General features: G+C 45.5%; 17 protein-coding genes. 4 read left to right on the forward strand and 13 right to left on the reverse strand.

Translation table 11 applies throughout. The annotated features are described in order from the left end of the window. Positions 1 to 86 precede the first annotated feature (86 nt). The 12 genes from H9625_RS14665 to H9625_RS14720 form a co-directional block, all read right to left on the reverse strand. The gene (locus H9625_RS14665; protein WP_087406727.1) at positions 87 to 503 is read right to left on the reverse strand and encodes a type II toxin-antitoxin system VapC family toxin; all 417 of its coding nucleotides are present in this window, start codon (positions 501 to 503) and stop codon (positions 87 to 89) included. Then, complete coding sequence (locus H9625_RS14670; RefSeq protein WP_191765084.1) at positions 500 to 748, reverse strand: DUF6364 family protein; 249 nt, start codon at positions 746 to 748, stop codon at positions 500 to 502. The genes H9625_RS14665 and H9625_RS14670 overlap by 4 nt, the downstream gene beginning before the upstream one ends. Positions 749 to 813: 65 nt before the next feature. Next, positions 814 to 2,061, reverse strand: a complete 1,248-nt coding sequence (locus H9625_RS14675; protein WP_191765086.1) for a nucleotide sugar dehydrogenase — start codon at positions 2,059 to 2,061, stop codon at positions 814 to 816. 200 nt (positions 2,062 to 2,261) lie between these two features. Then, complete coding sequence (locus tag H9625_RS14680; RefSeq protein ID WP_225226454.1) at positions 2,262 to 2,411, reverse strand: hypothetical protein; 150 nt, start codon at positions 2,409 to 2,411, stop codon at positions 2,262 to 2,264. Further along, positions 2,389 to 3,513, reverse strand: coding sequence for a hypothetical protein (locus H9625_RS14685; RefSeq protein ID WP_191765088.1), 1,125 nt, complete (start codon positions 3,511 to 3,513; stop codon positions 2,389 to 2,391). The genes H9625_RS14680 and H9625_RS14685 overlap by 23 nt, the downstream gene beginning before the upstream one ends. A gap of 102 nt (positions 3,514 to 3,615) precedes the next feature. Further along, complete coding sequence (locus tag H9625_RS14690) at positions 3,616 to 4,119, reverse strand: UpxY family transcription antiterminator (RefSeq protein WP_225226456.1); 504 nt, start codon at positions 4,117 to 4,119, stop codon at positions 3,616 to 3,618. 593 nt (positions 4,120 to 4,712) lie between these two features. Next, the gene (locus H9625_RS14695; protein ID WP_191765092.1) at positions 4,713 to 6,848 is read right to left on the reverse strand and encodes a peptidylprolyl isomerase; all 2,136 of its coding nucleotides are present in this window, start codon (positions 6,846 to 6,848) and stop codon (positions 4,713 to 4,715) included. A 100-nt stretch (positions 6,849 to 6,948) separates the two neighbouring features. After that, positions 6,949 to 8,214 carry a hemolysin family protein gene (locus H9625_RS14700; protein WP_191765094.1) on the reverse strand — a complete coding sequence of 422 codons (1,266 nt, stop codon included), beginning with the start codon at positions 8,212 to 8,214 and terminating at the stop codon, positions 6,949 to 6,951. A 5-nt stretch (positions 8,215 to 8,219) separates the two neighbouring features. Continuing rightward, positions 8,220 to 8,843: an LPS export ABC transporter periplasmic protein LptC gene (gene lptC, locus H9625_RS14705; protein WP_087210994.1), complete on the reverse strand. Its 624-nt coding sequence runs from the start codon at positions 8,841 to 8,843 to the stop codon at positions 8,220 to 8,222. 6 nt (positions 8,844 to 8,849) lie between these two features. Further along, entirely contained in the window at positions 8,850 to 10,208 is a 1,359-nt protein-coding gene (locus H9625_RS14710) for a tetratricopeptide repeat protein (RefSeq protein ID WP_191765096.1), read from the reverse strand. 22 nt (positions 10,209 to 10,230) lie between these two features. Continuing rightward, complete coding sequence (locus tag H9625_RS14715) at positions 10,231 to 11,493, reverse strand: OmpP1/FadL family transporter (protein ID WP_022039038.1); 1,263 nt, start codon at positions 11,491 to 11,493, stop codon at positions 10,231 to 10,233. Next, positions 11,480 to 12,208, reverse strand: coding sequence for a type III pantothenate kinase (locus H9625_RS14720; RefSeq protein ID WP_022039037.1), 729 nt, complete (start codon positions 12,206 to 12,208; stop codon positions 11,480 to 11,482). Before H9625_RS14720 ends, H9625_RS14715 begins: the two co-directional genes overlap by 14 nt. A gap of 133 nt (positions 12,209 to 12,341) precedes the next feature. Here H9625_RS14720 and lnb point away from each other — a divergent pair, with 133 nt between their 5' ends. From lnb to H9625_RS14740, 4 genes are all read left to right on the forward strand, one after another. Then, positions 12,342 to 13,517: a lipoprotein N-acyltransferase Lnb gene (lnb, locus tag H9625_RS14725; RefSeq protein WP_087406720.1), complete on the forward strand. Its 1,176-nt coding sequence runs from the start codon at positions 12,342 to 12,344 to the stop codon at positions 13,515 to 13,517. After that, positions 13,517 to 15,100: an alkaline phosphatase family protein gene (locus H9625_RS14730; RefSeq protein ID WP_022039035.1), complete on the forward strand. Its 1,584-nt coding sequence runs from the start codon at positions 13,517 to 13,519 to the stop codon at positions 15,098 to 15,100. Before lnb ends, H9625_RS14730 begins: the two co-directional genes overlap by 1 nt. Before the next feature lie 102 nt (positions 15,101 to 15,202). Then, positions 15,203 to 18,499 carry a preprotein translocase subunit SecA gene (gene secA / locus H9625_RS14735; RefSeq protein WP_087210982.1) on the forward strand — a complete coding sequence of 1,099 codons (3,297 nt, stop codon included), beginning with the start codon at positions 15,203 to 15,205 and terminating at the stop codon, positions 18,497 to 18,499. A 258-nt stretch (positions 18,500 to 18,757) separates the two neighbouring features. Beyond that, on the forward strand, positions 18,758 to 23,089 hold the full coding sequence (locus tag H9625_RS14740) for a hybrid sensor histidine kinase/response regulator transcription factor (RefSeq protein ID WP_191765098.1): 4,332 nt from the start codon (positions 18,758 to 18,760) through the stop codon (positions 23,087 to 23,089). Between the two features lie 116 nt (positions 23,090 to 23,205). Here H9625_RS14740 and H9625_RS14745 read toward each other — a convergent pair. After that, positions 23,206 to 23,407, reverse strand: a 202-nt coding sequence (locus H9625_RS14745; protein ID WP_191765100.1) for a hypothetical protein, incomplete at its 5' end; no start/stop codon positions are given.

Below are 23,407 nucleotides of genomic sequence, written 5' to 3' on the forward strand. Positions count from 1 at the left end.
CCTTTCAAGATCTTCACTGCTATACATAATTCTATAAATTTGGTTGGCAGCGAAGTTACCCATTTCAATCAATAGCCATTTTTTGACTACTTACAGAAATATCTTGCTAAAAAATCATCTGGTGTCATAACCGGAAGTTTAGACAAGGAAAAGTCTTTAACATTTCGGGTAACAATGACACTTACGTTTTCTTTTATAGCTGAACAATACTGCAACGCATCCTCAAAATCATCAAAACCGGAAGACAGCGCATTGTCAACAGTTTGTTCATCAGCTAAAGTTACATGCGAAAGTTTACGCAAATTAGATAAGAGTATACGTAATTCTTCAATAGGATGTTTTCGAAGGACATAAGCTGCTGTGGCATAAGTCAAAGGAGAGATATATAAAGACAATTCCCTTTTATAGGCCAACGTAAACAATTTTACAGCAGCAGGATAGAACCTTTCACGCTTATCCAGCAAATCTATTACAACATTTGTATCAAGAAATGCCCTTTTCATTGATGCTTCTGTTCTAAATGGCCATAATAGGCTTTCCGTCCGTTGATGTCGTCATCATCTACCGGAGCCCCAGCTCCTAACAGACTCAATACAATATCCGGAATTTCTTCCGTCTCTTCTCTTGAAGAGGTGAAACGCGAAAGAAAATCTTCAATAATGGAAGAAAGGCTTTTCCCTTCTGCTGTAGCGTATGCTTGCGCCTTGTCTACCAATTCCTTGTTCAGTCTGATTGCTGTCGTTGCCATAGCTTTATCCCTTTTCTGCAAAAATAAAAATTATTTTTGTTATAAGCAAGGAGTATGTTTCAAAATCAGTCTCTTCCAAACAAATCCCTCGTATAAACCTTTTCCTGTACATCATCCAGACAAGCGTCATAGCGGTTGGCGATAATCGCCTGGCTCTGCGCCTTGAAAACATCTAGGTCATTCACCACCTTGCTGCCGAAAAACGTACTGCCATTCTCCAGCGTAGGCTCGTAGATTATCACTTCCGCACCTTTGGCTTTCACCCGTTTCATTACACCTTGGATGCTTGACTGACGGAAGTTGTCCGAGTTTGATTTCATTGTCAAGCGGTAAACACCGATGACGCACTTTTTTTCTTCTGATGGATTGAAATCGCCACGGTTATAATAATCATAGTAACCAGCTTTGTGAAGTACACGGTCAGCAATAAAATCTTTTCTTGTCCGGTTGCTTTCCACGATAGCTTGAATCAGGTTTTCGGGCACATCGGCATAGTTGGCAAGTAGCTGTTTCGTGTCCTTAGGAAGACAATAACCACCATAACCGAAACTCGGATTGTTGTAATGAGTGCCGATTCGTGGGTCAAGACAAACACCGTTGATTATAGCCTGTGTATTGAGTCCTTTCATTTCTGCGTAGGTATCCAGTTCGTTAAAATAGCTTACACGCAAGGCAAGATAGGTATTGGCAAAAAGTTTCACCGCTTCGGCTTCCGTTGTACCCATGAACAAGGTGTCAATGTTTTCCTTTATTGCTCCTTCCTGCAATAATTCCGCGAATGTGTGGGCTGCTTCATCCAGCCGTTTATCCCCTTCGGGTCTGCCTACGATGATGCGGCTGGGATAGAGGTTGTCATACAATGCCTTGCTTTCGCGCAGGAATTCGGGTGAAAAAATGATGTTGTCGCACTGCATTTTCTTGCGGATGCTTTCGGTATAGCCTACGGGAATGGTGCTCTTAATCACCATGATGGTGTGCGGATTGACACTCTTTACCAGTTCAATGACTTCTTCTACATGGCTGGTATCGAAATAATTCTTTACCGGATCGTAATTGGTCGGTGCGGCGATGACAACAAAATCTGCATCGCTGTATGCCTTTGCTCCATCCAAGGTTGCGGTCAAGTTCAGGTCTTTTTCCGCCAAATATTTTTCAATGTATTCGTCTTGGATGGGTGACTTGCGTTGGTTGATCAAGTCTACCTTTTCGGGTATCACGTCTACAGCCGTTACCTGATGGTGTTGTGCCAAGAGCGTGGCAATGGAAAGTCCTACGTAACCTGTTCCGGCTACGGCTATTTTTATATTCTTCATATCGGTAAGTTTATGTTGTTCTATTGTGGTTGTAGGCAATCGCTCATGATTGGCTTTTATATCTGCCTTTTTAGGGATATATACTGCATCGGCAGTTGCAGTATATATTCATCGGCAGTTGCAGTATATATTCATCAGCAGTTGCAGTATATATTCATCAGCAGTTGCAGTATATATTCAACTGCCGATGCAGTATATATTCATTTTTCGTGGATACTATCCTGTATGGTCTGTTCTGCCTGTCGCGCGTTTGGGGCGATGAGGTTCTTGCCGCCGTTGATGATGCAGGCAGACTTGGAGTCTTCCCACCCGTGTAGCTTGTCTGGCTCATCGTGATACTCCTTGAGCATTATCCGACGGCTTCAGCCATTCCAGGAAATCGAAGATGTTGGGTTCGTCCAGGTAGATGCCCATGCCGGCATAGCTGTCTTCATCAGGGTCTTCCGGGATGGTATACAGGTCTTCGTAAAGGCTGATTCGTCTGCCGAACGGTGTGGTGAAGTAGACCTGCCTTGCTGCCTCATGCTCCTTTTTAAAGATGTCGCTCCAGATGGCCTCCCCGTTCCAGCCGGCTGCGGCGTCATCCATAAGCCGGACAGCAGGCCCACTGATGTATGCCTTGTCCTTATAAAGGACGAGCTGGGCGGCGAGACAGCCGGTCCGTACATCCTCAGGAACAGAACTATGGGACGTTACGTCCTTGAACAGCCTGCCGTCCCTGTGGCGCAAAGTGAATGTACGTCCGTCTTTTACGCCAATGACCGTATAGGTATCCAGCCGTTCGGAACGGACGGTATCGAGAAGGCCTGCCGCTTCCTGCAGCGGGAGCCTTTCCCACTCCTCCATTAAAGGAGCCGTCAGACGGCACTGCCTTGCCAAAGTAGCCGGCAGGGAATTGCCGTGTTTGTCCTGCCAGTTGAAGGCAAGGTCCGCCCATAACATCTGCCGGGCTGCCTGCTTTTCTCCGGCGATCCGCAGGAACATCGGCTTGCGGCAGTGCAAGTCCGGATAGACATGCCGCAGGACCCTGTCTTCCCGTGCAAAATAGGTCAGCACATCGCTCAGACGCTGGAAGTCGCATGACAGCACGCTTTCCGTTATCCATTGCCTGAGGGCGCTGCAGGGGGCATCCGCCACAGCCTGTGACACAAGGTCGTGGACCTGTGAGGTGGCATTGGCACTCATGCCGGATCCGTCGCACCACCGGAACACCACATTGCCCAGGCTGCGGTACATGTCTTCGTAAACGCCGTCAAGCCCGATGGCGACGGTATTTTCCGTATAAAGCAGCAGGGAAAGGATAAGCCGCCCATCGAATGCCCGTGCATCCTGTTCCGCCAGATGGTGCAGCCTGACATAGATCCCATAAAAGAAAGTCACGTCGCCGTCCACGTTCATGGACGGATGGTGAAGGCGTTTCCATCGGGACTTGAACTGGTCTATCGTATGCATTTTATTTCAGGTGACAAGTTAACGGGTTGACAAGTTGACGAGGTTTTAGATGCCATTAGTGTAATCAGAACCTTGTTGCCTTGTCAACTGATACCTTGTCAACTATAAAAACAGGATGTATTCCGGCTGTACCTCAACGGAAGCGGTCAGGAGGTTGGGGAGTCCGACGAACAGACGCCTGATGCGTGAACCCTGCAGTTTTTGCAGATATCCTTCATAACCGTCCAGGAAACCGCCGATAATACGTACTTTCCTGCCTATCATGTCGGAGGATATTTCATCCGGCGTGTAATAACGTGGACTCTCGGAGGACTCTACGGCGTGGATGAAACGCTGCATGTCGGCATCCCTTACCGTCATGGGGATCCTGTAGCCGCCACGCACATAGCGGTACTGGATAGTGTTGTACGATTCAACGACTGAGTCGATGGAATGCCGGGTGTCATGCACGAAAAGCAGGTCCTGCATGAAAGGGACTTTCTCACGGCACCGTTTGCCATGTCTTACCGAAAGTTTCCACACCATCGGTGTAAAAGCCTCTATCCCCAGCTCCTTGAACAGCCTGTATGCCGGTAGCCTGGCGTTGCATCTTTTAAGGTCGCGCATGACGAACCATTTCAAACGGTCGTGTTCATCGGGCAAAGCGGCGTCTGCCGCCGGGATACCGTCCTGTATGTTAGGGTAAGATTCATTCATGGTTCAGGCAGGGACATTTCTTCTAATCCTGCAAGCTATTGTAAAATACTCAATAATAAGCAGTTATACGCGCCGGACTGTTGGCTTCTCTTTATTTTCATAAGATTGTTCCAGCTCCGTCACTGCTCCCAACAACGCCTGCATCGGTGTTGGTTTCCATGACGGATTCCATCCGTCTCATAATAGGAGATGTTCATTTTTCCCCTGGTTGAATTGTTATATATTATGCGTGATACAGATTTGTGTATTTCTCACCACTGACCCAGGTACACAGAGTCTTTTAAATTTTTCCTCTGTGGTACTCTGTGGCCTCTGTGGTGAATAGTTATGTTTCATTAAAATACATAAGTCTATACCGCATATAGTATAAACTATTGTCCGTGCTAATCTGGGTTAATCCGTGTTTCAAAACAAATTCTGAATGGATAAAAAACAAGGAAGGTGTGCCGAAAAGTTAGTTTTCATTTCGGCACACCTTCCTTGTTTGAATGGGGTAGTTGTCGTTAGAAGTATAAATAACGCTGGTCGGTTACTTTACCTTTTTCACGCAGTTCGGAGATGCATTGATTTGCATAGGCTGAACTCATGGATGAGAGTGCAGATTCTTCTTTTTTAGCATCAAATTCTTCGCTGCCTTTGTCTTTGGCGTATACTTGAATCATATAGACACCTGCGTTGCCTTTGATAGGTGCCGATACCTTTTCTACGTCGGTTTTCGAAGCGTAAGCACTGATGGCAGGTTCGCTGGCATGTGTAACAGAAATGTATGCCGGGGCATTGAACGTTACGTGTTTTACGCTGTCGCTTACGGCATCTTTCATTTCTTTTATTTGTGCCAGGCTGTTGAAGTCCTTCATTTGTCCCATCAATTGTTCGGCTTTCTTGTTGCGGATGATTTCGTTACGCAGCATGTTTGCCACTTTGTTGATGTTGACGTAACCTTTTTTGTTGATGGCTTCTACGCCTACCATAATCATGTGGTCATTGTCTCCACATTCGTAAAGCGGAGAAACTTCGCCAGCTTTAGCGTTGAAAATCCATCTCAAGGCTTCCTGGGTAGAGTGGATGTTGCCTACGTAGTGTGCATCGCTGGTGAAATCGGAACGTGGAATTACTGTGTAACCGGCTTCTTCTGCGTTCTTTTTCATGTCTTCCAGCGTTGTGTTCTGTGCTACGAACTGGCTGAATTTGTTATAAGCATCATTGTATGTTTCTTTGCTGAATTCAACCGGGCATTTGATAACGGCTACATCATATTTCGGTTTCATAGCCTTTTTGCTCATTACCTGAAGAATCAGGTTGGCTTGTCCTACTTTCAGGTTCTTCAGTTCGTTTACCGGCTGGTTGATAAGTGTCTGGATGTACTTCAGGTTGTCAGCATCCAATGCAGCACCTTCCCAGCTCATGGCATTCACCCATGTAGCTTCGCCTGTCTGTCCGTATGCTTTTGCCACTTCTGCAAAGTCGGCACCTCCCTTGATAGCATTGAAAATGCTGTCTGCCAGTTCGGTACGTCTTGCTTCTGTGTCTGCCATTACCTGAATCTGACGGAATTGGATAGAGTCGGGAGCCGTAGTCTTGGCAAGAATCTTGAACGTGTTGTACGAGTCATCGCCCGCATTGTAATAAGGACCGTATACTTCGTTGACTGACGCAGAGTCAAGACGGGCTGCTACATCTTGTGGCAGTGAAGTCTTGTTGATGGCTACGCCTGTATAGTTGACGGTAGAACCGGTAGAGCGGACAAATGAAGCATAGTCTGTAGTGGTTTTGTCCAGTTGGTCTGTAAATTCGGTTACTTCCTTCAATACGGCACCGCGGTCTTCGGCAGAAGGTATTACATGTACATCGATGTACTGGATGTCACGGGTCTCGACCGGTTGTTTGTAAGATTCCTTCCGTTCGTTATATAAGTTCTTGATTTCTTCATCGGATACGGTGATGGTAGAATCGCTGATGCTGGCATAAGGAACCCCAGCCAGAAGCAGGTCGCTTTGTTCGGTGCGTCCCTTGAAAGCATCTTCTGCTGCCACCGGGTTCGAAATCAAGGATTTTGCAATCAGATTCTGGTATTTGGATGCCAGCAAAGATTGTCTCAATGTCTTTTCTACAAATGTCCAGAAGTTACCTAGTTTTTGGTAATACTCTACATATTGTGCAGGCATTTGTGATGAGCCCAGGTTGGCATATTCTACCAGGAATTTTTTCAGCATATCCTTGTCGAATGCTCCTGTCTGTGGGTTACGGAACGGAGTCTGCATCAGCAGCGGGTTCGTACCTTCATCGATGATTGCCTGAAGTTCTTTATCGGTAACAGTCAGTCCCAGTTTCTCTGCTTCTCCTGCTATCAGCTGGTTGGTGACATAAGTGTTCCATACCTGGTCTTTGACGTTTGTCAGCTGGTCTTCGTTCAACGAGTTCAGCCCGTTGGTCAGCTTGATGACTTCGCTGAATTCATCTACCATTTTTTGATACTCTTGTGCGGAGAGTTTTTCTCCATTGACTTCTCCGACGTCTTGTCTTCCCTGATGCGGCTGGAGAACTTTCCATGCATCACCCGCAATGAAAGCGAATAAGGCAAGACCGATTACGATGACCAAAAGTGGTCCTTTGCTTCTAATTGATTGTAAAGTTGCCATTTAAAGTTATTATTTTGTTTATTGTTTTTCCTTTTAGCGCACGAAGATACAAAAAATGTACGTAGCAGTGTCGTTTTTCCTCAAAAAAATGATGTTTTCCTTATGTTTGAGGCATAACTTTCAGTTTGACCAGCTCTATTTTCGTAGCTGTGACCTTGATTATCTTGAAATGAAAATGATTGATGTTTACTATTTCATGAGGTTTGGGAAAGCTTTGGAATTCGTGGAGAATCAGCCCTCCGATGGTTTGGTATTCGTCGCTTTCGGGCAGGTTGAGTCCGAATTCCTCGTTTGCCTTTTCAATTTCAAGCCGTCCGGAGAAAATGTATTCGTTGTCACCGATGGCTTTGGCTATGGTAGATTTGGTATCATGTTCATCTTCAATGTCACCCAGGATTTCTTCTACCAGATCTTCCATGGATACAATACCCGATGTACCTCCGAACTCATCGACTACTACGGCAAGTGACCGTTTTTGCTGCATCAACAGTTTCATCAGTTTATGGGTACTCATCGATTCGGGTACGATAGGGATGCGGCGTATGTTTTTGTGCCAGTCGGTGAGAGGCTTGAACATTTCAGAGGAATGGATATAGCCTACGATATTGTCAATGCTTTCTTTATAGACGATGATTTTACTGATGCCATGCTCGATAAATGTTTCTTTTAGTTTTTCGAGCGGAGTATCGAGTTCTACAGCTATGATTTCGGTACGGGGAATCATGCAGTCGCGTACCTTGATATTCGTAAAGTCGAGGGCATTGCGGAACAGTTCGATTTCGGTGTTGATGTTCTCCGGGTCATTCGTGTCTTTCAAGCTGTTTTCAATAAATGTGTCGAGGTCGACTTTGGTGAATGCCTTTTCTTTTACTTTTTTATCGACTTTATGTCCGGATATGCGTAAAATGCCGGTGGAGAGTAATGCCACAAGCCAGCTGATGGGATACAGGATTATATAGAAGATGAAGGCGGGTACGGCAAAAAGTCGCAACATGTGTCCTGGAAACATCTTGAACAATGTTTTGGGGATAAATTCGATGGTGAGAATCATGATTGCCGTAGAGGTCAGGATTTCGATGATTATTATCCAGGCAGCAGGCAGGGATGTACGGGGGAATGCATATTGCCCGAACAATTGTGTCATCCCGATGCAGAACATTACCAACGAGAGGTTGTTTCCTACCAGCATGGTAGACACGAAGTGATTGGCATCGTGGTAAAATTTGGAAAGAATCTGTGCCGACAAGCTATTGTCTTTCCTCATCTCGAAGCGTAACTTGCTGGAGGAGAGGAAAGCTATTTCCGTCCCTGCGAAAAAGACGGAAAGTGTCATGCATATGATTAGGTTAATGATAAGGCTCGTCATGTCACTTAATTGGTTTTCGGTTGTTGGACGGTATCTGCCGGTGCTGTATCTTCTACGGTAAAGATACCGGTATTATTGAATATTTGGTATTCGCTCATTTGCTGATTCGATTCGAATCCGTATCCGGTTAGTATTTTGTCAGGCTGTTCGATCCGGATATAGCGGTCGGAATAGATTCGTTCTTTGCCTTGGTCCCAATACATCAGTTGGGTGTCGAATTTGTCGCCCCGTTGGCTACGTATATGTACATTGCCGCGAAGTTCCCATAATTTCTTGGGTTCGTAATAAAAAGCCGTATCTGCTTTGATGCTGGCGTCTATGTGGAACAGGGTATCGAACTTTTCCAGGTAAATGCCTTTCTGGAATGCCCAATACGGGGTGTCTATCCGGCTGTAAACAAGCCATTCGGCTGTAATGATTTTATAGCGTATCATTCCAGAGTCGGAGATGTAGGTGGTTACTCCGGTGGTGCGCATGTCTGGGATGGAGTCTCCTTTTCCTACAGCTTCTGCCAGATTTTCTTTTTTCCCGCATGAAGGCAGTAAGACAACCATTAAAATTGCCCATACGGCAATCGTCAGGCACAGCGGTATCATGTATTTCTTTTGGTTCGGTTTATGTTGTATCATGTCGGTTTATCTTAAGATTATGGTTTCGTTTATCCATCCGCCCAAAATGACGGCGTTGCCTTTCTTCAGTCCCAAGCCGGCAAGTGCTTTTTCGGTAGGGATATGTTTCTGGTAGGTATTGATGAGCTGGGTTGCTTCATCGGCTGTGCTTGTATCGACTGATTGGGCTTTTTGCAGCTTGTCGATTACGGCAAAGTAAGTGCATTGGTTCAGGGTAGCTTCTTTGCACCAGTTGGGGTTCGAAGCATACATTTGCGCAATCAATATATACGGTTTACCTTCGTCTTTATCAAGGGATATGGATTTGAGTGCATATTGTTTTGCCCGTTTCCATTGTTTGTCTTGAAACAAGACTCTTGCCGCACGATAGCAATATTCGGCTTTGTCCGCAGGATTGGCGGCCAGCATTGCCGCCTCGTCAAAGTAGGTTATGCTTTCTTCTATTTTGCCCCTTTGATAGCATAAGCGTCCACATTCTGCTGCAAGTCCAGCTGTAGGCGTTAAGGTATAGGCGGCTTCTGAAGCCGTCAGATATACTTCTTCACCCGTGCACTTCAGTTGTCTCAGGGTAGAAAGAACCAGATTGATATATGCCAGGTCGGTTCTATGCTGTTCTATTTTGGGGGCATATAGTTTTTGTAAGTCCTCACAGGTTACACATCTGCTCTCGATAAAGCGGGTGTCTATGTAGTCTTTTGTTATCGACCATAGATGTTGCTTCTGTGGGTCGTTTATGGTGCTTTCCAGCCGGAAGCGGATGTAGCGGGATGCCTTCAAGTAGTCTTGGATAAACTGTTCGATGTGTCCGGCATTTGTTTTCAATTTTTGCAGCGACAGGTCCATGAGGTCTTCCAGCATATAATAAGTGGACTTTTCTTTTTCCATGCCGATGGCTTCTTGTTCTTTTCTGTATGCCTTGTCTATATTGATGTCGGTACCCGAGAACATGACATAGTCGTGTATCTTCATCCCCAAGACGAATCCGGGGGTAACCGGTGTATGGGTCAATGTGTTCAATGAATCCAAATATTGTATGTGCTGGTCATGTATATTCATCAATTCTGTCAAGTAATCCTCTTCCTTTGTTTCGTTATCCGAATCGGCAATCAGTGCACGCAGGATTTGGGTGCCATCGGTGTAGATATTGGGAGATGCCCAGGGGGCTTCGGTAAATACCGATTTCCATGGGCTGTAGGCTTGGGCAAAATCATTTTTTTGCAGATAAGTTTTATACAGGGCAATATGCTGTATGCACCGGACACTATCTTCACCGTGTCCGAAGCGTGAACCATCTTCTATTCCTTTTTGTGCATTGGCTGAAAGGGAACAGAGGAGCCATATTACCAATAAACCTGCATACTTCATGGCATTGCGGATAACCGCTTCCTTAGTTGACTTTCCATTTCATGAACCAGCGTTCGTTGAAGGTCAGGCCCAACTTGATGACAAAGCGGTTCTCTGATAATACATTGGCAACTGAAGGCTGCACGCGTACATATTCTCCTGTCAGGCTTAAGACAGTCCTGTATTGAAATACATTGAGAGGGAATCCGAATCCGGCACTGACACTGTATTCGGAAGGACCTTCGAATTGGGGAAGCTTCAGGTAAGGAGTGGCATAGTTGAAGCCTACGCGGTAACGTACCCGTGCCAAGTAGTTTCTTCCGATGGGGTTGGGCAGGTATTCGGCTCCTATCGCGATTTTGCTGCGGTCTTTATACATATCGGTTTGGTTGTTGTATTTTACCGAACCCCATTTTTGCAGGGTATAGTCGGCACCGATGGTCAGCCTGTTTTTATGCATATATGCCACACCGGCACCGAATGTGTGCGGAATGCCATACGAATCGTATATGTTCGTTTCGTTTGTTGTAGAATAATTCGAATTGTCGGTAACTTGAATGCCTCGCGTGTCGGTCGAGTTCAGGGTATGTCCCAGTTCGTACACCAAGCCCAGTGTCAGGTTGTCAGTCTTGTTGATCTTCTGGGTGTATTGCAAGCCAAAATTGGCCACATAGCTTTTTACCCTGACTTCGTTGTAGACAATGGTCTGGTCGCTGGTAGTGTTGAATCCTACACTGGACTGGTAATTGAGCGAGCCGTACATGTATCCGGCACTTGCTCCGATAGAAAGGTTATCCAGTATCTTGAATCCCAGCCCTGCGGTAATCTGTTGCAGACCTCCGTCGCCATAAAATGTATTGGTAGCCGTATAGCTTTCGCTTCCTTCTACAGGGGTAGTGGTCGAAAAGTTATATCCTACGTTCGAAAACGGAGTGAATCCGACGGCAATACCCAAGCGCTTGTGCAGGCGGAACTGCATGGCGATATAGTCAAAGCTGGAGTTCTTGGCATTGGAACTGATGCCGTTTTCCTTGTAGTTCGAACTTTTCAGGCTCATTCCCATATCGAACATGAACGAAAGAGAGTCGACCGAAGATATGGATGCCGGATTGGTCAGGTTGATGTGTTCGCTGTAACGCAGGCCGTAACCGATGCCTCCCATGGCTGCATTGTTGGCAAAACCGCGGTCGGACAAGTCGCCCAGGCCATATCGTGTATAAGGAGAATTCGTGCTTGACTGGGCAGAGGCCGTCAACCAGCTTCCTATCATCAAGACGCTGAGTAGAAGTGCTTTATTTCTTAACATTATAATTCAATATTCTGTTTAAACCTTTCAATACTAAAAATCTGTCTGCAAAGATGATACTTTTTAAGTTTGTATCAAAAGAAAATTTATCTCCTCCGGTTAAAAAAACCAAAAGGTCAGGGTATTTTTTTTGCATCAGACGGATATAGCCCATGATTTCGAACTCGATGCCTTTGATGACACCTGCGCGGATTGCGGTTTCGGTACTGTAGCCGAACTCGGGCAGGTCGCCTCCTTTTTCTATCAGAGGAAGCTTGTCGCAACAAGCGTTCAAGGCTTTGAAGCGGGTATAGATGCCTGGCGAGATGTTTCCTCCCCAGTAGCATCCTTGTGCATCGATGAACTCATAGGTGAGTGCCGTACCCGCATCGACGACCAGCAGGTTCTTGTCCGGACATAGGTAATTGGCTCCTACTACTGCTGCCAGCCGGTCCATGCCCAATGTTTTCGGGGTTTTATACATATTCCGGATGGGTACAGGAGTTTCGTACGTCAATTCCAGAATGGGCAGGTCTATCTTCTTCAGCTGCCTGCGTATCGTATTGCTGAGCGAGATGACAGATGCAATGATGATGTGTCCGATGGGGTATTTGTGGCATAGCATGGGAAGATAGTCCAGCGAATGGTTTGACCCGCGGAGCACTTCTACCATCTCTTCTTTGTCGAATACGGCAAGTTTGGCAACAGTGTTGCCTATGTCGATAACTAAGTTCACTTCTTTTCGTTTTTTGCGGTGCAAAGTAAATTAAAAAATGAATAGGTCACGCAATAAAACTCATAATTTCTTTCGAACATCTGAATTATTCCTTGTATTTTTGCATCCGGATTGAGACAGAAACGAATATAGAATGAAGAGGAAACTCATATACTTGCTCTTGGCGTTGCTTATAGTCGGGTTTGCCCGCGCAGCCAGCTTCAAGTCGGACAGCATACGGTTCAGCTTGCTTACCTGTGCGCCGGGAAGCGAAATTTATGCGCACTTCGGGCATACGGCTATCCGGTACGAGAACTATACGAGGGAGATTGACCTGGTGTTCAATTACGGGATGTTCAATTTCCGTGAGCCGCATTTCGTGTGGCGTTTCGTGAAAGGAGAGACCGATTATCAGCTGGGTATTACACCTTATATATATTTTAGGGCTGAATATGCCATGCGTGGCTCTTCGGTGTATCAGCAAGTACTGAACCTGACACAGGAGGAAAAGTTGAGGCTTCTGGGATTGCTCGAAGAGAATTACCGTCCTGAGAATCGGGTGTACCGGTATAATTATTTTTATGATAACTGTACCACCCGTGCCCGCGACCAGATAGAGAAAGCTATCGAAGGAAAAGTGGTGTATGCCGATTCCATCGGCGGAAAGACATTCCGTAGCATCATTCACGAGTTTACCTCCGAAGCTCTGTGGGACGAATTCGGTATCGACCTTTGCCTGGGTGTGGAGGCGGACCGGGAGATAGGAAAACGCCTGCAGATGTTTGCTCCTTTCTATATGTTGCATTATGCGGATAGTGCTTATATTGTGTCGTCCGCCGGAGTGAAGCGTCCGTTGGTGTCCGAAAAGACAACTATCGTCAATGTCGATCCTGAACCAGTGGAACCAGGTTTTCCTTTATCTCCGGTGGCGTGTGGTATCTTGTTCCTCATTGTTTGCATCGTGATGGGATGGGTACAATGGAAGCATCGGTGTGTGTGGTGGGGATGGGACGTAGTGTTGCTCTTGCTGCAGGGGCTGGCAGGGTGTATCGTCGCTTTCCTGTTTTTCTTCTCTACCCACCCCACGGTAGGCTCAAACTGGTTGCTCTGGTTGTTCAATCCGGTGCCGTTGTTCTACCTCCCATTCCTCGTTTTTCATGAGAAAAAAGGGCTGAAAGACCCTTATCATGTCATAAATATCGTGTATTTAACATTATTTATGGTGATTATCCCGATTTGTGGGCAAGAATTTAATTTAACAGTATTACCTTTGGCACTCGGTTTGCTGGTGAACTCCGTGAGCCGTATATTAGTTTGGAACAAAAAGTAATGAAAGAACGCATACTGACATCTTTAATCACCGTGATTGTACTGACCGGGCTGCAGGCACAGACCGCGTCACCCGTACCCCGTCTGGTAGTTGGCCTTACCATCGACCAGCTCCGTTCGGATTACATCGAGGCATTCTCTGCCTTGTATGGCGAGAAAGGCTTCAAACGGCTGATGAAAGAAGGGCGGGTGTATTGTAATGCGGAATACGACTTTATCAATATCGACCGCTCGTCGGCAGTGGCATCGGTTTACACGGGCACTACACCTTATTATAATGGCATTGTGGGCAACCGCTGGATGGACCGTAATACACTCCGGATGGTAAAGTGTGTAGACGATCCTGCCTATATGGGCATTTATACCTCCGAAAGCACTTCGCCCCAGCACTTGTTGGTATCTACCTTGTCGGATGAGCTGATGGTGGCATCGAACGGGGCTGCCGAAGTATATTCTATTGCTCCTACACGCGAAATGGCGATTCTTTCCGCCGGACATGCAGCAAAGTGTGCGCTTTGGCTGAATGATGAAACAGGTAAGTGGTGTGGTTCTACTTACTATGGTACGTTTCCCGACTGGGTGACTACCTATAATGACCAGGAAGGGCTTGATTTCCGTATCGGTAGTTTGACATGGGGACCTTATTTGCCAGTCACTTCGTACCGTTATGTGACATCTACCGCCAAGCAACTGACTTTCAAACACGATTTTTCGGATGAGCGGTTGGAAAAATACAGGAAGTTCAAGACCAGTCCGTATGTGAATGATGAGGTGAACCGTTTGGTAGATGCATGTCTGCTTCATACTCAGGTGGGAAAAGACAATATTCCCGACCTGCTCACCCTTTCGTATTATGCGGGCAACTATGCGCACAAGCCGAATACGGAATATGCAATGGAAATTCAGGATATGTATGTGCGCCTGGATCATTCCATCGGCGAATTGCTGGAACTGATAGACCGCAGGGTAGGGCTTGCCAATACGCTGTTCTTTATAACTTCGACGGGGTATGCGGATTCGGAACCTAAAGACCCTGAGCAATATCGTATCCCCAGCGGTGAATTTCACATCGAGCGTTGTGCCGCTTTGTTGAACATGTATTTGATGGCGATATACGGTCCCGGGCAATACGTGGAGACGTATTACGACCGTCAAATCTACTTGAACCATAAACTGATAGAAGACCGCAAGCTGAACCTGACGGAGATACTGAACTGTGCTTCTGATTTTATTGTGCAGATGAGTGGCGTGCGTACGGCATATTCTTCACAACGCCTGTTGTTGGGAGCATGGACTCCGCGTATCGATAAAATCCGCAATACATTCAATCCGAATTGTTCGGGAGATATTTACGTGGAGGTGATGCCCGGCTGGTCGGTTATCGATGAGGTTTCACATTCTACTCATGTAGTGCGGGATACGTATGCATCGGTTCCGCTTATTTTCATTGGTAACAACATCAAGCCGGAAATTCTGTATACTCCGGTAAAAGTAGCTACAATAGCTCCTACGGTAGCTCACTTCATGCGCATTCGGGCGCCTAATGCTGCGATGTCAGCCCCTCTTACAGGCATTCGCAAGTAATTTTGTATCAAGAAGCTTTTCGGATACATGGCGAATTGCTTATCTTTGCAACCGAATTAACAAAATCATTTTTAATAGAAATAATAAAAACAACAACATAAAATGGGATTTAATGAATTTATAAGTAAGATTTTCGGAAACAAGGCTACTCGTGACATGAAAGAGATTCAGCCGTGGGTAAACAAGGTAAAGGAAGTATATCCGGAAATCCAGAAGTTGACGAACGATGAGTTGCGTGCCAAGACAGAAGAATTGAAAAAGTATATCAAGGATTCTGCAATTGCAGAGACTCAGAAGATTGCAGACTTGAAAGCAACTATCGAAGCAACAGACATCGAAAAACGTGAGCCGATTTTCAATCAGATAGACAAGCTGGAGAAAGAGGTGCTCGACAAATACGAAAAGGCATTGAATGATGTGTTGCCTACAGCTTTTGCGATTGTAAAAGATACGGCACGTCGTTTCGCCGAGAATGAAGAAATCGAGGTCACAGCTACCGAAATGGACCGCAATCTGGCTGCACAAGGACGTGATTTCGTACGGATAGAAGGTGAAAAGGCTGTCTGGAAGAATCATTGGATAGCTGGTGGTAATGAGATTACCTGGAATATGGTGCATTATGATGTACAGCTTTTCGGTGGTGTGGTATTGCATCAAGGCAAGATTGCCGAAATGGCAACAGGTGAAGGTAAGACTCTGGTGGCTACGCTTCCGGTATTCCTCAATGCTTTGACCGGAAACGGTGTGCATGTCGTAACCGTAAATGATTACTTGGCTAAGCGTGACTCGGAATGGATGGGGCCGCTTTATATGTTCCATGGTTTGAGCGTGGATTGCATTGACAAGCATCAGCCCAACTCGGAAGCCCGCCGCCGTGCTTATATGGCAGACATTACATTTGGTACCAATAACGAATTCGGCTTCGATTATTTGCGTGACAATATGGCAGTAAGCCCCAAAGACTTGGTACAGCGTCAGCATAATTATGCCATTGTCGATGAGGTCGACTCGGTCTTGATTGACGATGCACGTACGCCGCTGATTATTTCCGGTCCGGTGCCCAAAGGTGACGAGCAATTGTTCGAAGTGCTTCGCCCGTTGGTGGAAAGACTGGTAGAAGCACAGCGTAAACTGGCTACTCAGTATCTGGCAGATGCCAAGCGTCTGATAGCTTCGGACAAGAAAGAAGACCAGGAAGCCGGTTTCCTTGCCTTGTTCCGTAGTCATAAGGCGTTGCCGAAGAACAAGCCACTTATTAAGTTCTTGAGCGAACCGGGTATCAAGGCAGGCATGCTGAAGACCGAAGAAATCTATATGGAGCAGAACAACAAGCGTATGCCCGAGGCGGTAGAACCTTTGTATTTCGTAATTGACGAAAAACTGAAGAGCGTAGACTTGACCGATAAGGGTATCGACTTGATTACCGGAAAATCTCAAGATCCTACATTGTTTGTGTTGCCCGATATTGCAGCCCAACTTTCGGAACTGGAAAATGCTCCCGGATTGAGCGATGAAGAAAAGCTTGCCAAAAAAGATGAATTCATGACGAACTATGCCATCAAGGCAGAACGTGTACATACCATCAACCAGTTGCTGAAGGCATACACGATGTTCGAAAAAGATACCGATTACGTAGTCATGGACGGTCAGGTGAAGATTGTTGACGAACAGACCGGCCGTATTATGGAAGGACGTCGCTGGAGCGATGGCTTGCATCAGGCTGTAGAAGCCAAAGAAGGAGTGAAGGTGGAAGCTGCTACCCAGACTTTTGCAACGATTACACTCCAGAATTATTTCCGTATGTATCACAAGCTGGCAGGTATGACCGGTACAGCAGAAACCGAAGCGGGTGAATTCTGGGACATCTACAAACTGGATGTGGTAGTAATCCCGACCAACCGTCCGATTGCCCGTATTGATATGAATGACCGGGTGTATAAGACCAAGCGTGAAAAGTATAAGGCTGTTATCGAAGAAATCGAGAAGATGGTGCAGGCAGGCCGTCCGGTATTGGTAGGTACTACTTCGGTCGAAATCTCGGAAATGCTGAGCAAGATGCTTACCCTTCGTAAGATTCCTCACAACGTATTGAATGCGAAATTGCATCAGAAGGAAGCGGAAATTGTTGCAAAGGCAGGACAGAGCAGTACGGTGACCATTGCCACCAATATGGCAGGACGTGGTACCGATATCAAGCTGAGTCCGGAAGTGAAGGCGGCAGGCGGTTTGGCTATCATTGGTACAGAACGTCATGAATCACGTCGTGTAGACCGTCAGTTGCGTGGTCGTGCCGGACGTCAGGGAGACCCGGGTTCTTCTGTATTCTTCGTATCGTTGGAAGACGACCTGATGCGTCTGTTTGCTTCCGACCGTCTGGCTCATTGGATGGATAAGATGGGCTTTAAAGAAGGCGAGATGATAGAGCATAGCATGATATCGAAATCTATCGAACGTGCCCAGAAGAAGGTAGAAGAGAATAACTTCGGTATCCGTAAGCGTTTGTTGGAATACGATGATGTGATGAACAAGCAGCGTACCGTGGTTTATACGAAACGCCGTCACGCTTTGATGGGCGAACGTATCGGTATGGATATCGCAGATATGATTTGGGATCGTTGCTACAATGCAGTAGCTCAGCCGGCCTACGAAGATGCCAAGATGGAAATTCTTCAGACACTGGCAATGGAAACTCCGTTTACCAGCGATGATTTCCGCAACAAGAGCAAAGACGAACTTGCCGAACAGACTTTCCAAAGTGCGATGGACCTGTTCCGGCGCAAGACCGAACGTATGGCACAGATTGCCAATCCGGTAATCAAACAAGTGTATGAGAACCAGGGACAGGTTTATCAGAACATTTTGATTCCGATAACCGACGGTAAGCGTATGTATAACATTTCGGTGAATCTGAAAGAAGCTTACGAAACCGAAGGAAAGGCTATTGTCAAGGCTTTCGAAAAAGCGATATTATTACACGTGATTGATGATGCCTGGAAAGAGAATCTCCGTGAACTGGACGAATTGAAACATTCGGTACAGAATGCAAGCTATGAGCAAAAAGATCCGTTGTTGATTTTCAAACTCGAATCAGTCAATTTGTTTGATGCTATGGTGAACAAAATCAATAACAATACCATATCTGTATTGATGCGCGGACAGATTCCAGTACAAGAACCTCAGCAAGTGCGTCAGGCTGCTCCCGAACCTCAGCAACCCCGTCAGCAATACCGTGAGGAAAAGCAGGACTTGAATGATCCCGACCAACAGGAAGCTGCTGGAAAAGATACACGTGATGCTAAAAAAGAACCTTATCGTGCCGAAAAGACGGTAGGACGCAATGACCCTTGCCCTTGTGGAAGTGGTTTGAAATATAAGAACTGCCACGGACGGAACTTGTAAGTATTTCTATTGACATAATAACTTAAACATGCATTGCCGTAAAGATACGAAAGAGGATTGTTCCTCTTCGCATCTTTGCGGCAATGTTTTTTTAAAGGTCTGGCGGTTGTGTGTAGGTTTGTTGGGAAAATAGACACCTGTGGACCACTTGTACGGGTACTTGTGTGGTTTTGTGTTCAAAAATCCCTTTTTTCTTGTTGGGGCGAATGATAATTTTCTTTAAGTTTGCACATCATTATCATTTGATACCGTGAAGACATGAAAAGGATAGTATTGTTACTTGTGGGTTGGCTGGGAATATGCACTGCAGTTTTAGGGGGAGTTGATGTACGTTCGGAGCGATTGACCGTTGCTGAAGGTCTGGCGAATAATTCAGTACGTTGTATTTATCAGGATGGGAAAGGATTTATCTGGTTTGGTACGCTTGACGGACTTAACCGGTATGACGGTTTGTCTTTTCTGACATTCTTGCCTGAAAAGGAGATGAAGATTTCGCTTGCCGACCATCGTGTATACCGTTTGGCTGAAGATAAAAACGGCTTCTTATGGATACGTCATACCAACTCGTTATATAGTTGTTACGATTTGCGCAAAGGACAGGTAGTTGATTTTACCGGGTGTGGAGAATATTTGGATTCATACAGTTCTATTTATATTCCAGAGAAAGCAGACGAAGATGTTTGGCTATGGGGCACTCAGGACGGATGCCGTAGGGTTGTCTGTAAAGGAGGGTCATTGACTTCAGAATCTTTTAAGAAAGGTAAATGTTTGGCATCGGATGATGTGAATCAGATTTACCCGGATGGAAAGGGAGGTGTATGGATTGCTACTGCTCACGGTTTATACCATTGGCTGGACGGAAAATTACTGACTATCGATTCTCGTTTGAATATCCGGTATATTTACCGGTATGAGGGAAAGGCATACTTTTTTGCTTCCGATGGTTCTATGTATGGGACAGATGCGGCAGGACAGATAAAACAGCTGGATCAGCTTGCCGTACATAAGTCTCTTCGTTTCAATGGTCAGGTATATTACCGTGATGAGTGGATGATTTATACATCGGCTGGTAATTTTTGTTTTAATTTCCGTCAAGGATGTTACGTAAAACCCAATCCCATGTTGGATATACGCAATGTGCAGATTCAGCAAGATAACAAGCATGATTTCTGGATTTATAACAATTCCGGGAAATTGCGCTATCTGCAGGTAGAAAGTGGGAAAGTATTGGAATTCCAGCTTATGACGAAAGAGGATTTGGATTACATTGATGAGGAACGTTATTCGATTGTACATGATTCGCGTGGCCTTTTATGGATTGCTACATACGGGAATGGTTTGTATGTATATGATTTGCAGCATGATGAGATGCAACATTTTACAACAGGTGAAAAGGATAACGGAGTCATAAGTTCTGATTATCTGCTATGTCTGATGGAAGACCAGTTGGGTAACATGTGGGTCAGTTCGGAGTTTACCGGGGTGGATAAATTGAACATAGTCAATACAGATGTAGCCAGGGTATATCCCAATGGAGAAGAGAAAATAAACCGTTCCAATGCTGTACGGTTTGTTTCTTGTCTCGATGGTTCCGATATCTATTTGGCAACACGTACAGGAGATGTGGTCGTTTATGATACTTTGCTGGCAGTAAAGAATGTATTGAAAGCCAATACCAATGTATATGCCATAGCCGAAGACAGGGAGGGCACGAAATGGTATGGCACGCGTGGAAAGGGAATCATTGTCGGTGAAGAGCGTTATATGCACCAACGGGACGATTCGACTTCACTCTCTTCCAATCAGATTTATAACTTGATGTGCGACAGTCGTGGAAGGATGTGGGTCGCTACTTTTGGAGGAGGATTGAATCTTGCTGTACGTAAAGAGGGGAAATACCAATTTCGCCGTTTTTTCCAGTCGGAGGCACAAAACCGGGTACGTATTTTGTGTGAAGACCGTGGAGGATGGATATGGATGGGGACAGACAAGGGTATCTATGTATTTCAGCCAGACGAGCTGATACGTAATCCGAATGCTTATTATCATTATGCATTGGAGAATGGCAGTCTGTACAGTAATGAGATACGGAGCATTGTTCTTGATTCGGAAGGATATGTCTGGATAGCTGAGACCGGAGCCGGATTTTCATATTGTGCGCCGGGTCAGGATTATGCCCGTTTGAAATTTGTGCATTGTGGAGTGACCGATGGTCTGGTAAACAATATGGTGCAGGATTTCGTAGAAGACCAGCAAGGCAATATGTGGATTTCTACAGAATACGGCATTTCCTGTTTCGACCGGCAGACGGGGATTTTTGAAAATCATTTCTTTTCTTCGAATGTATTGGGGAATATCTATTGTGAGAATTGCGGTATCCGTTTGCCTGACGGGCGGCTTGCTTTCGGCACGAACTATGGATTGAGTGTCATCAATCCGATATTGGTGTCTGAAGCCGGAAATGAAAGTGTCGTGACATTTACCGATTTGAAACTGAACGGAGTATCCGTACGTCCCGGTGATGATTCCTCTCCGCTGGAATTGGCTTTGCCTTATCTGTCCGAAATCAGGTTGGATTATAATCAGAATTCTTTTGTTGTCAATTTTTCTACCTTGGATTATGTACGGCCGGGCATACAAAAGTTCTGCTATATGTTGGAAGGATATGAAAAGGAATGGAGTATTCCTTCGCCATTAAATTTCGCAGCATATAAAAACCTTCGTCCCGGAACATATCGTTTGCATGTCAAGGCTAGCAATTCGCTGGGAGTGTGGAATGAAAAAGAATCGGTATTGAAGATTGTTGTAGTTCCTCCGTTTTGGCGTACAATATGGGCATACCTGATTTATATCCTTCTGTTGGGAGGGGCGTTGTATTTGACATATCGCATTTTGGCAAGGATGAATGCCTTGCGTAATCAGATTAAGGTGGAAGAGCAGCTGACAGAATACAAGCTGGTGTTCTTTACCAATATATCGCACGAGTTTCGTACACCGCTTACACTGATACAAAATGCGTTGGAGAAAATACATCTGTCTGGGAAGCTTCCCAAGGAGATAGCTTCTTCGGTACGGGTTATGGACAAGAGTACGATGCGTCTGTTACGGCTTATCAACCAACTCTTGGAGTTCCGGCGGATGCAGAACAACAAGCTCACTCTTTCATTGGAAAAAATAGATGTCATGGATTTCTTGCACGACTTGACTTTGAATTTTAAGGAAATGGCAGAATCCAAACGCATGAAATTCTGTTTCGAACCTTCGACGGACCATTATAATATGTATGTCGACAAGGAGAAGCTGGACAAAGTAGTTTATAATCTGTTGTCTAATGCCTTCAAATATACTCCTTCCGGTGGGACAATTATCCTGACGGCAAAGGTAGATGAGGCTGGCAACCGATTTATAGTCCAGGTGTCAGATACCGGAGTGGGTATACCGAAAGAAAAGCGTGAAGAACTGTTCAAACGTTTTGCCAAGAATCGTATCTCTGGAAGCAGTATGGGAATCGGTCTGCATCTGACTCATGAATTGGTCGTTGTTCACAAAGGGACAATCACTTATCGGGAGAATGCAGGGGGAAAGGGTTCGGTTTTCATCGTTTCTTTGCCATCGGATGCATCGGCATACGATGAAAAAGATTTCTTGATTCCTGATAACGTGATTTTGCGGGAAGAAGAAAAGACGGAGAAACAGCAGACGGAATTATTCTTGGAAAATGTTTCCGATGCATCAAAAGAAGACTGCGAGGAAAAGGATGTCGAGATACCTGTTCCGCTGAATAAGCGTAAAGTACTGATTATCGAAGACGATACCGATGTGCGTGAATATTTGAAACGGGAGTTGAGTACTTATTTTGAAGTGGATGCTGAAGAAGATGGCATATCGGGGCTGAAGAAAGCTTTAGAATATGATGCAGACCTGATTATCAGTGATGTGATGATGCCTGGCTATTCTGGTTTCGAAGTGACAAGACGGTTGAAAGACAATTTCGAAACCAGTCATATACCCGTTATCTTGCTGACAGCATTAGGTACCGATGATAAGCATGTAGAAGGTATCGATTGCGGGGCAGATGCTTATATTACAAAACCATTTAGTCTGAAACTGCTGTTGGTAAGAGCCTTCCGTCTTATCGAACAGCGCGACAAGTTGCGCAAAAAGTTCTCGAACGACCCGACGATGCTTGGTTCGGCACTTTGCCGTACCGATAAAGACAAATTGTTTACCGAGCGTCTGACATTGATTGTAGAAAAACACATGGAGAACCCTCAACTGTCGGTAGACGACCTGGCGACAATGATGGGGGTAGGACGGTCGGTTTTCTACCGGAAAGTACGTGGCATAACCGGCTATTCGCCTAATGAATACTTGCGTGTCATGCGTATGAAGAAAGCGGCCGATTTGCTGGCACAGTCCGATGAGTTTACCATTGCCGAAGTGGCTCGTCAGGTAGGCATAAACGACCCGTTCTATTTCAGTAAATGCTTTAAGACCCAATTTGGTGTCACTCCTTCTGCTTATCAGAAGAGTGGGGGAGTGCTTCCGGGTAATGGTGATGCTGACAGAGAAGAAAATGCCTCCAAATAGGTTCATCAAATGTTGTTTTAAACGAAATACATTCTATGGTGGTTTTTATGTATGGAACTGCCATAGAATATAACGGTGTGCAATTGTGCTTTTTAATGGAATACACACAGTTGGTGTTACTCCTCTGTTTCCTGTGTCACACAGGATTGCCAATCCGCTTCTTCAATTACGCTGGCTTCCACATCCGGCATGACAAGCAAGCTTTGTTCTATCCGCCATATAGCTGCATTGCCTGTAAGATTATTATAGTCAAAAGTAAGTGAAATGCGAATAATTCGTTTAAAAGTTGTATCTTTACGGCATGGAAATGCAGTTGTC

Source organism: Phocaeicola intestinalis (genome assembly GCF_014837065.1).
Classification (GTDB): Bacteria; Bacteroidota; Bacteroidia; order Bacteroidales; family Bacteroidaceae; genus Phocaeicola; species Phocaeicola intestinalis.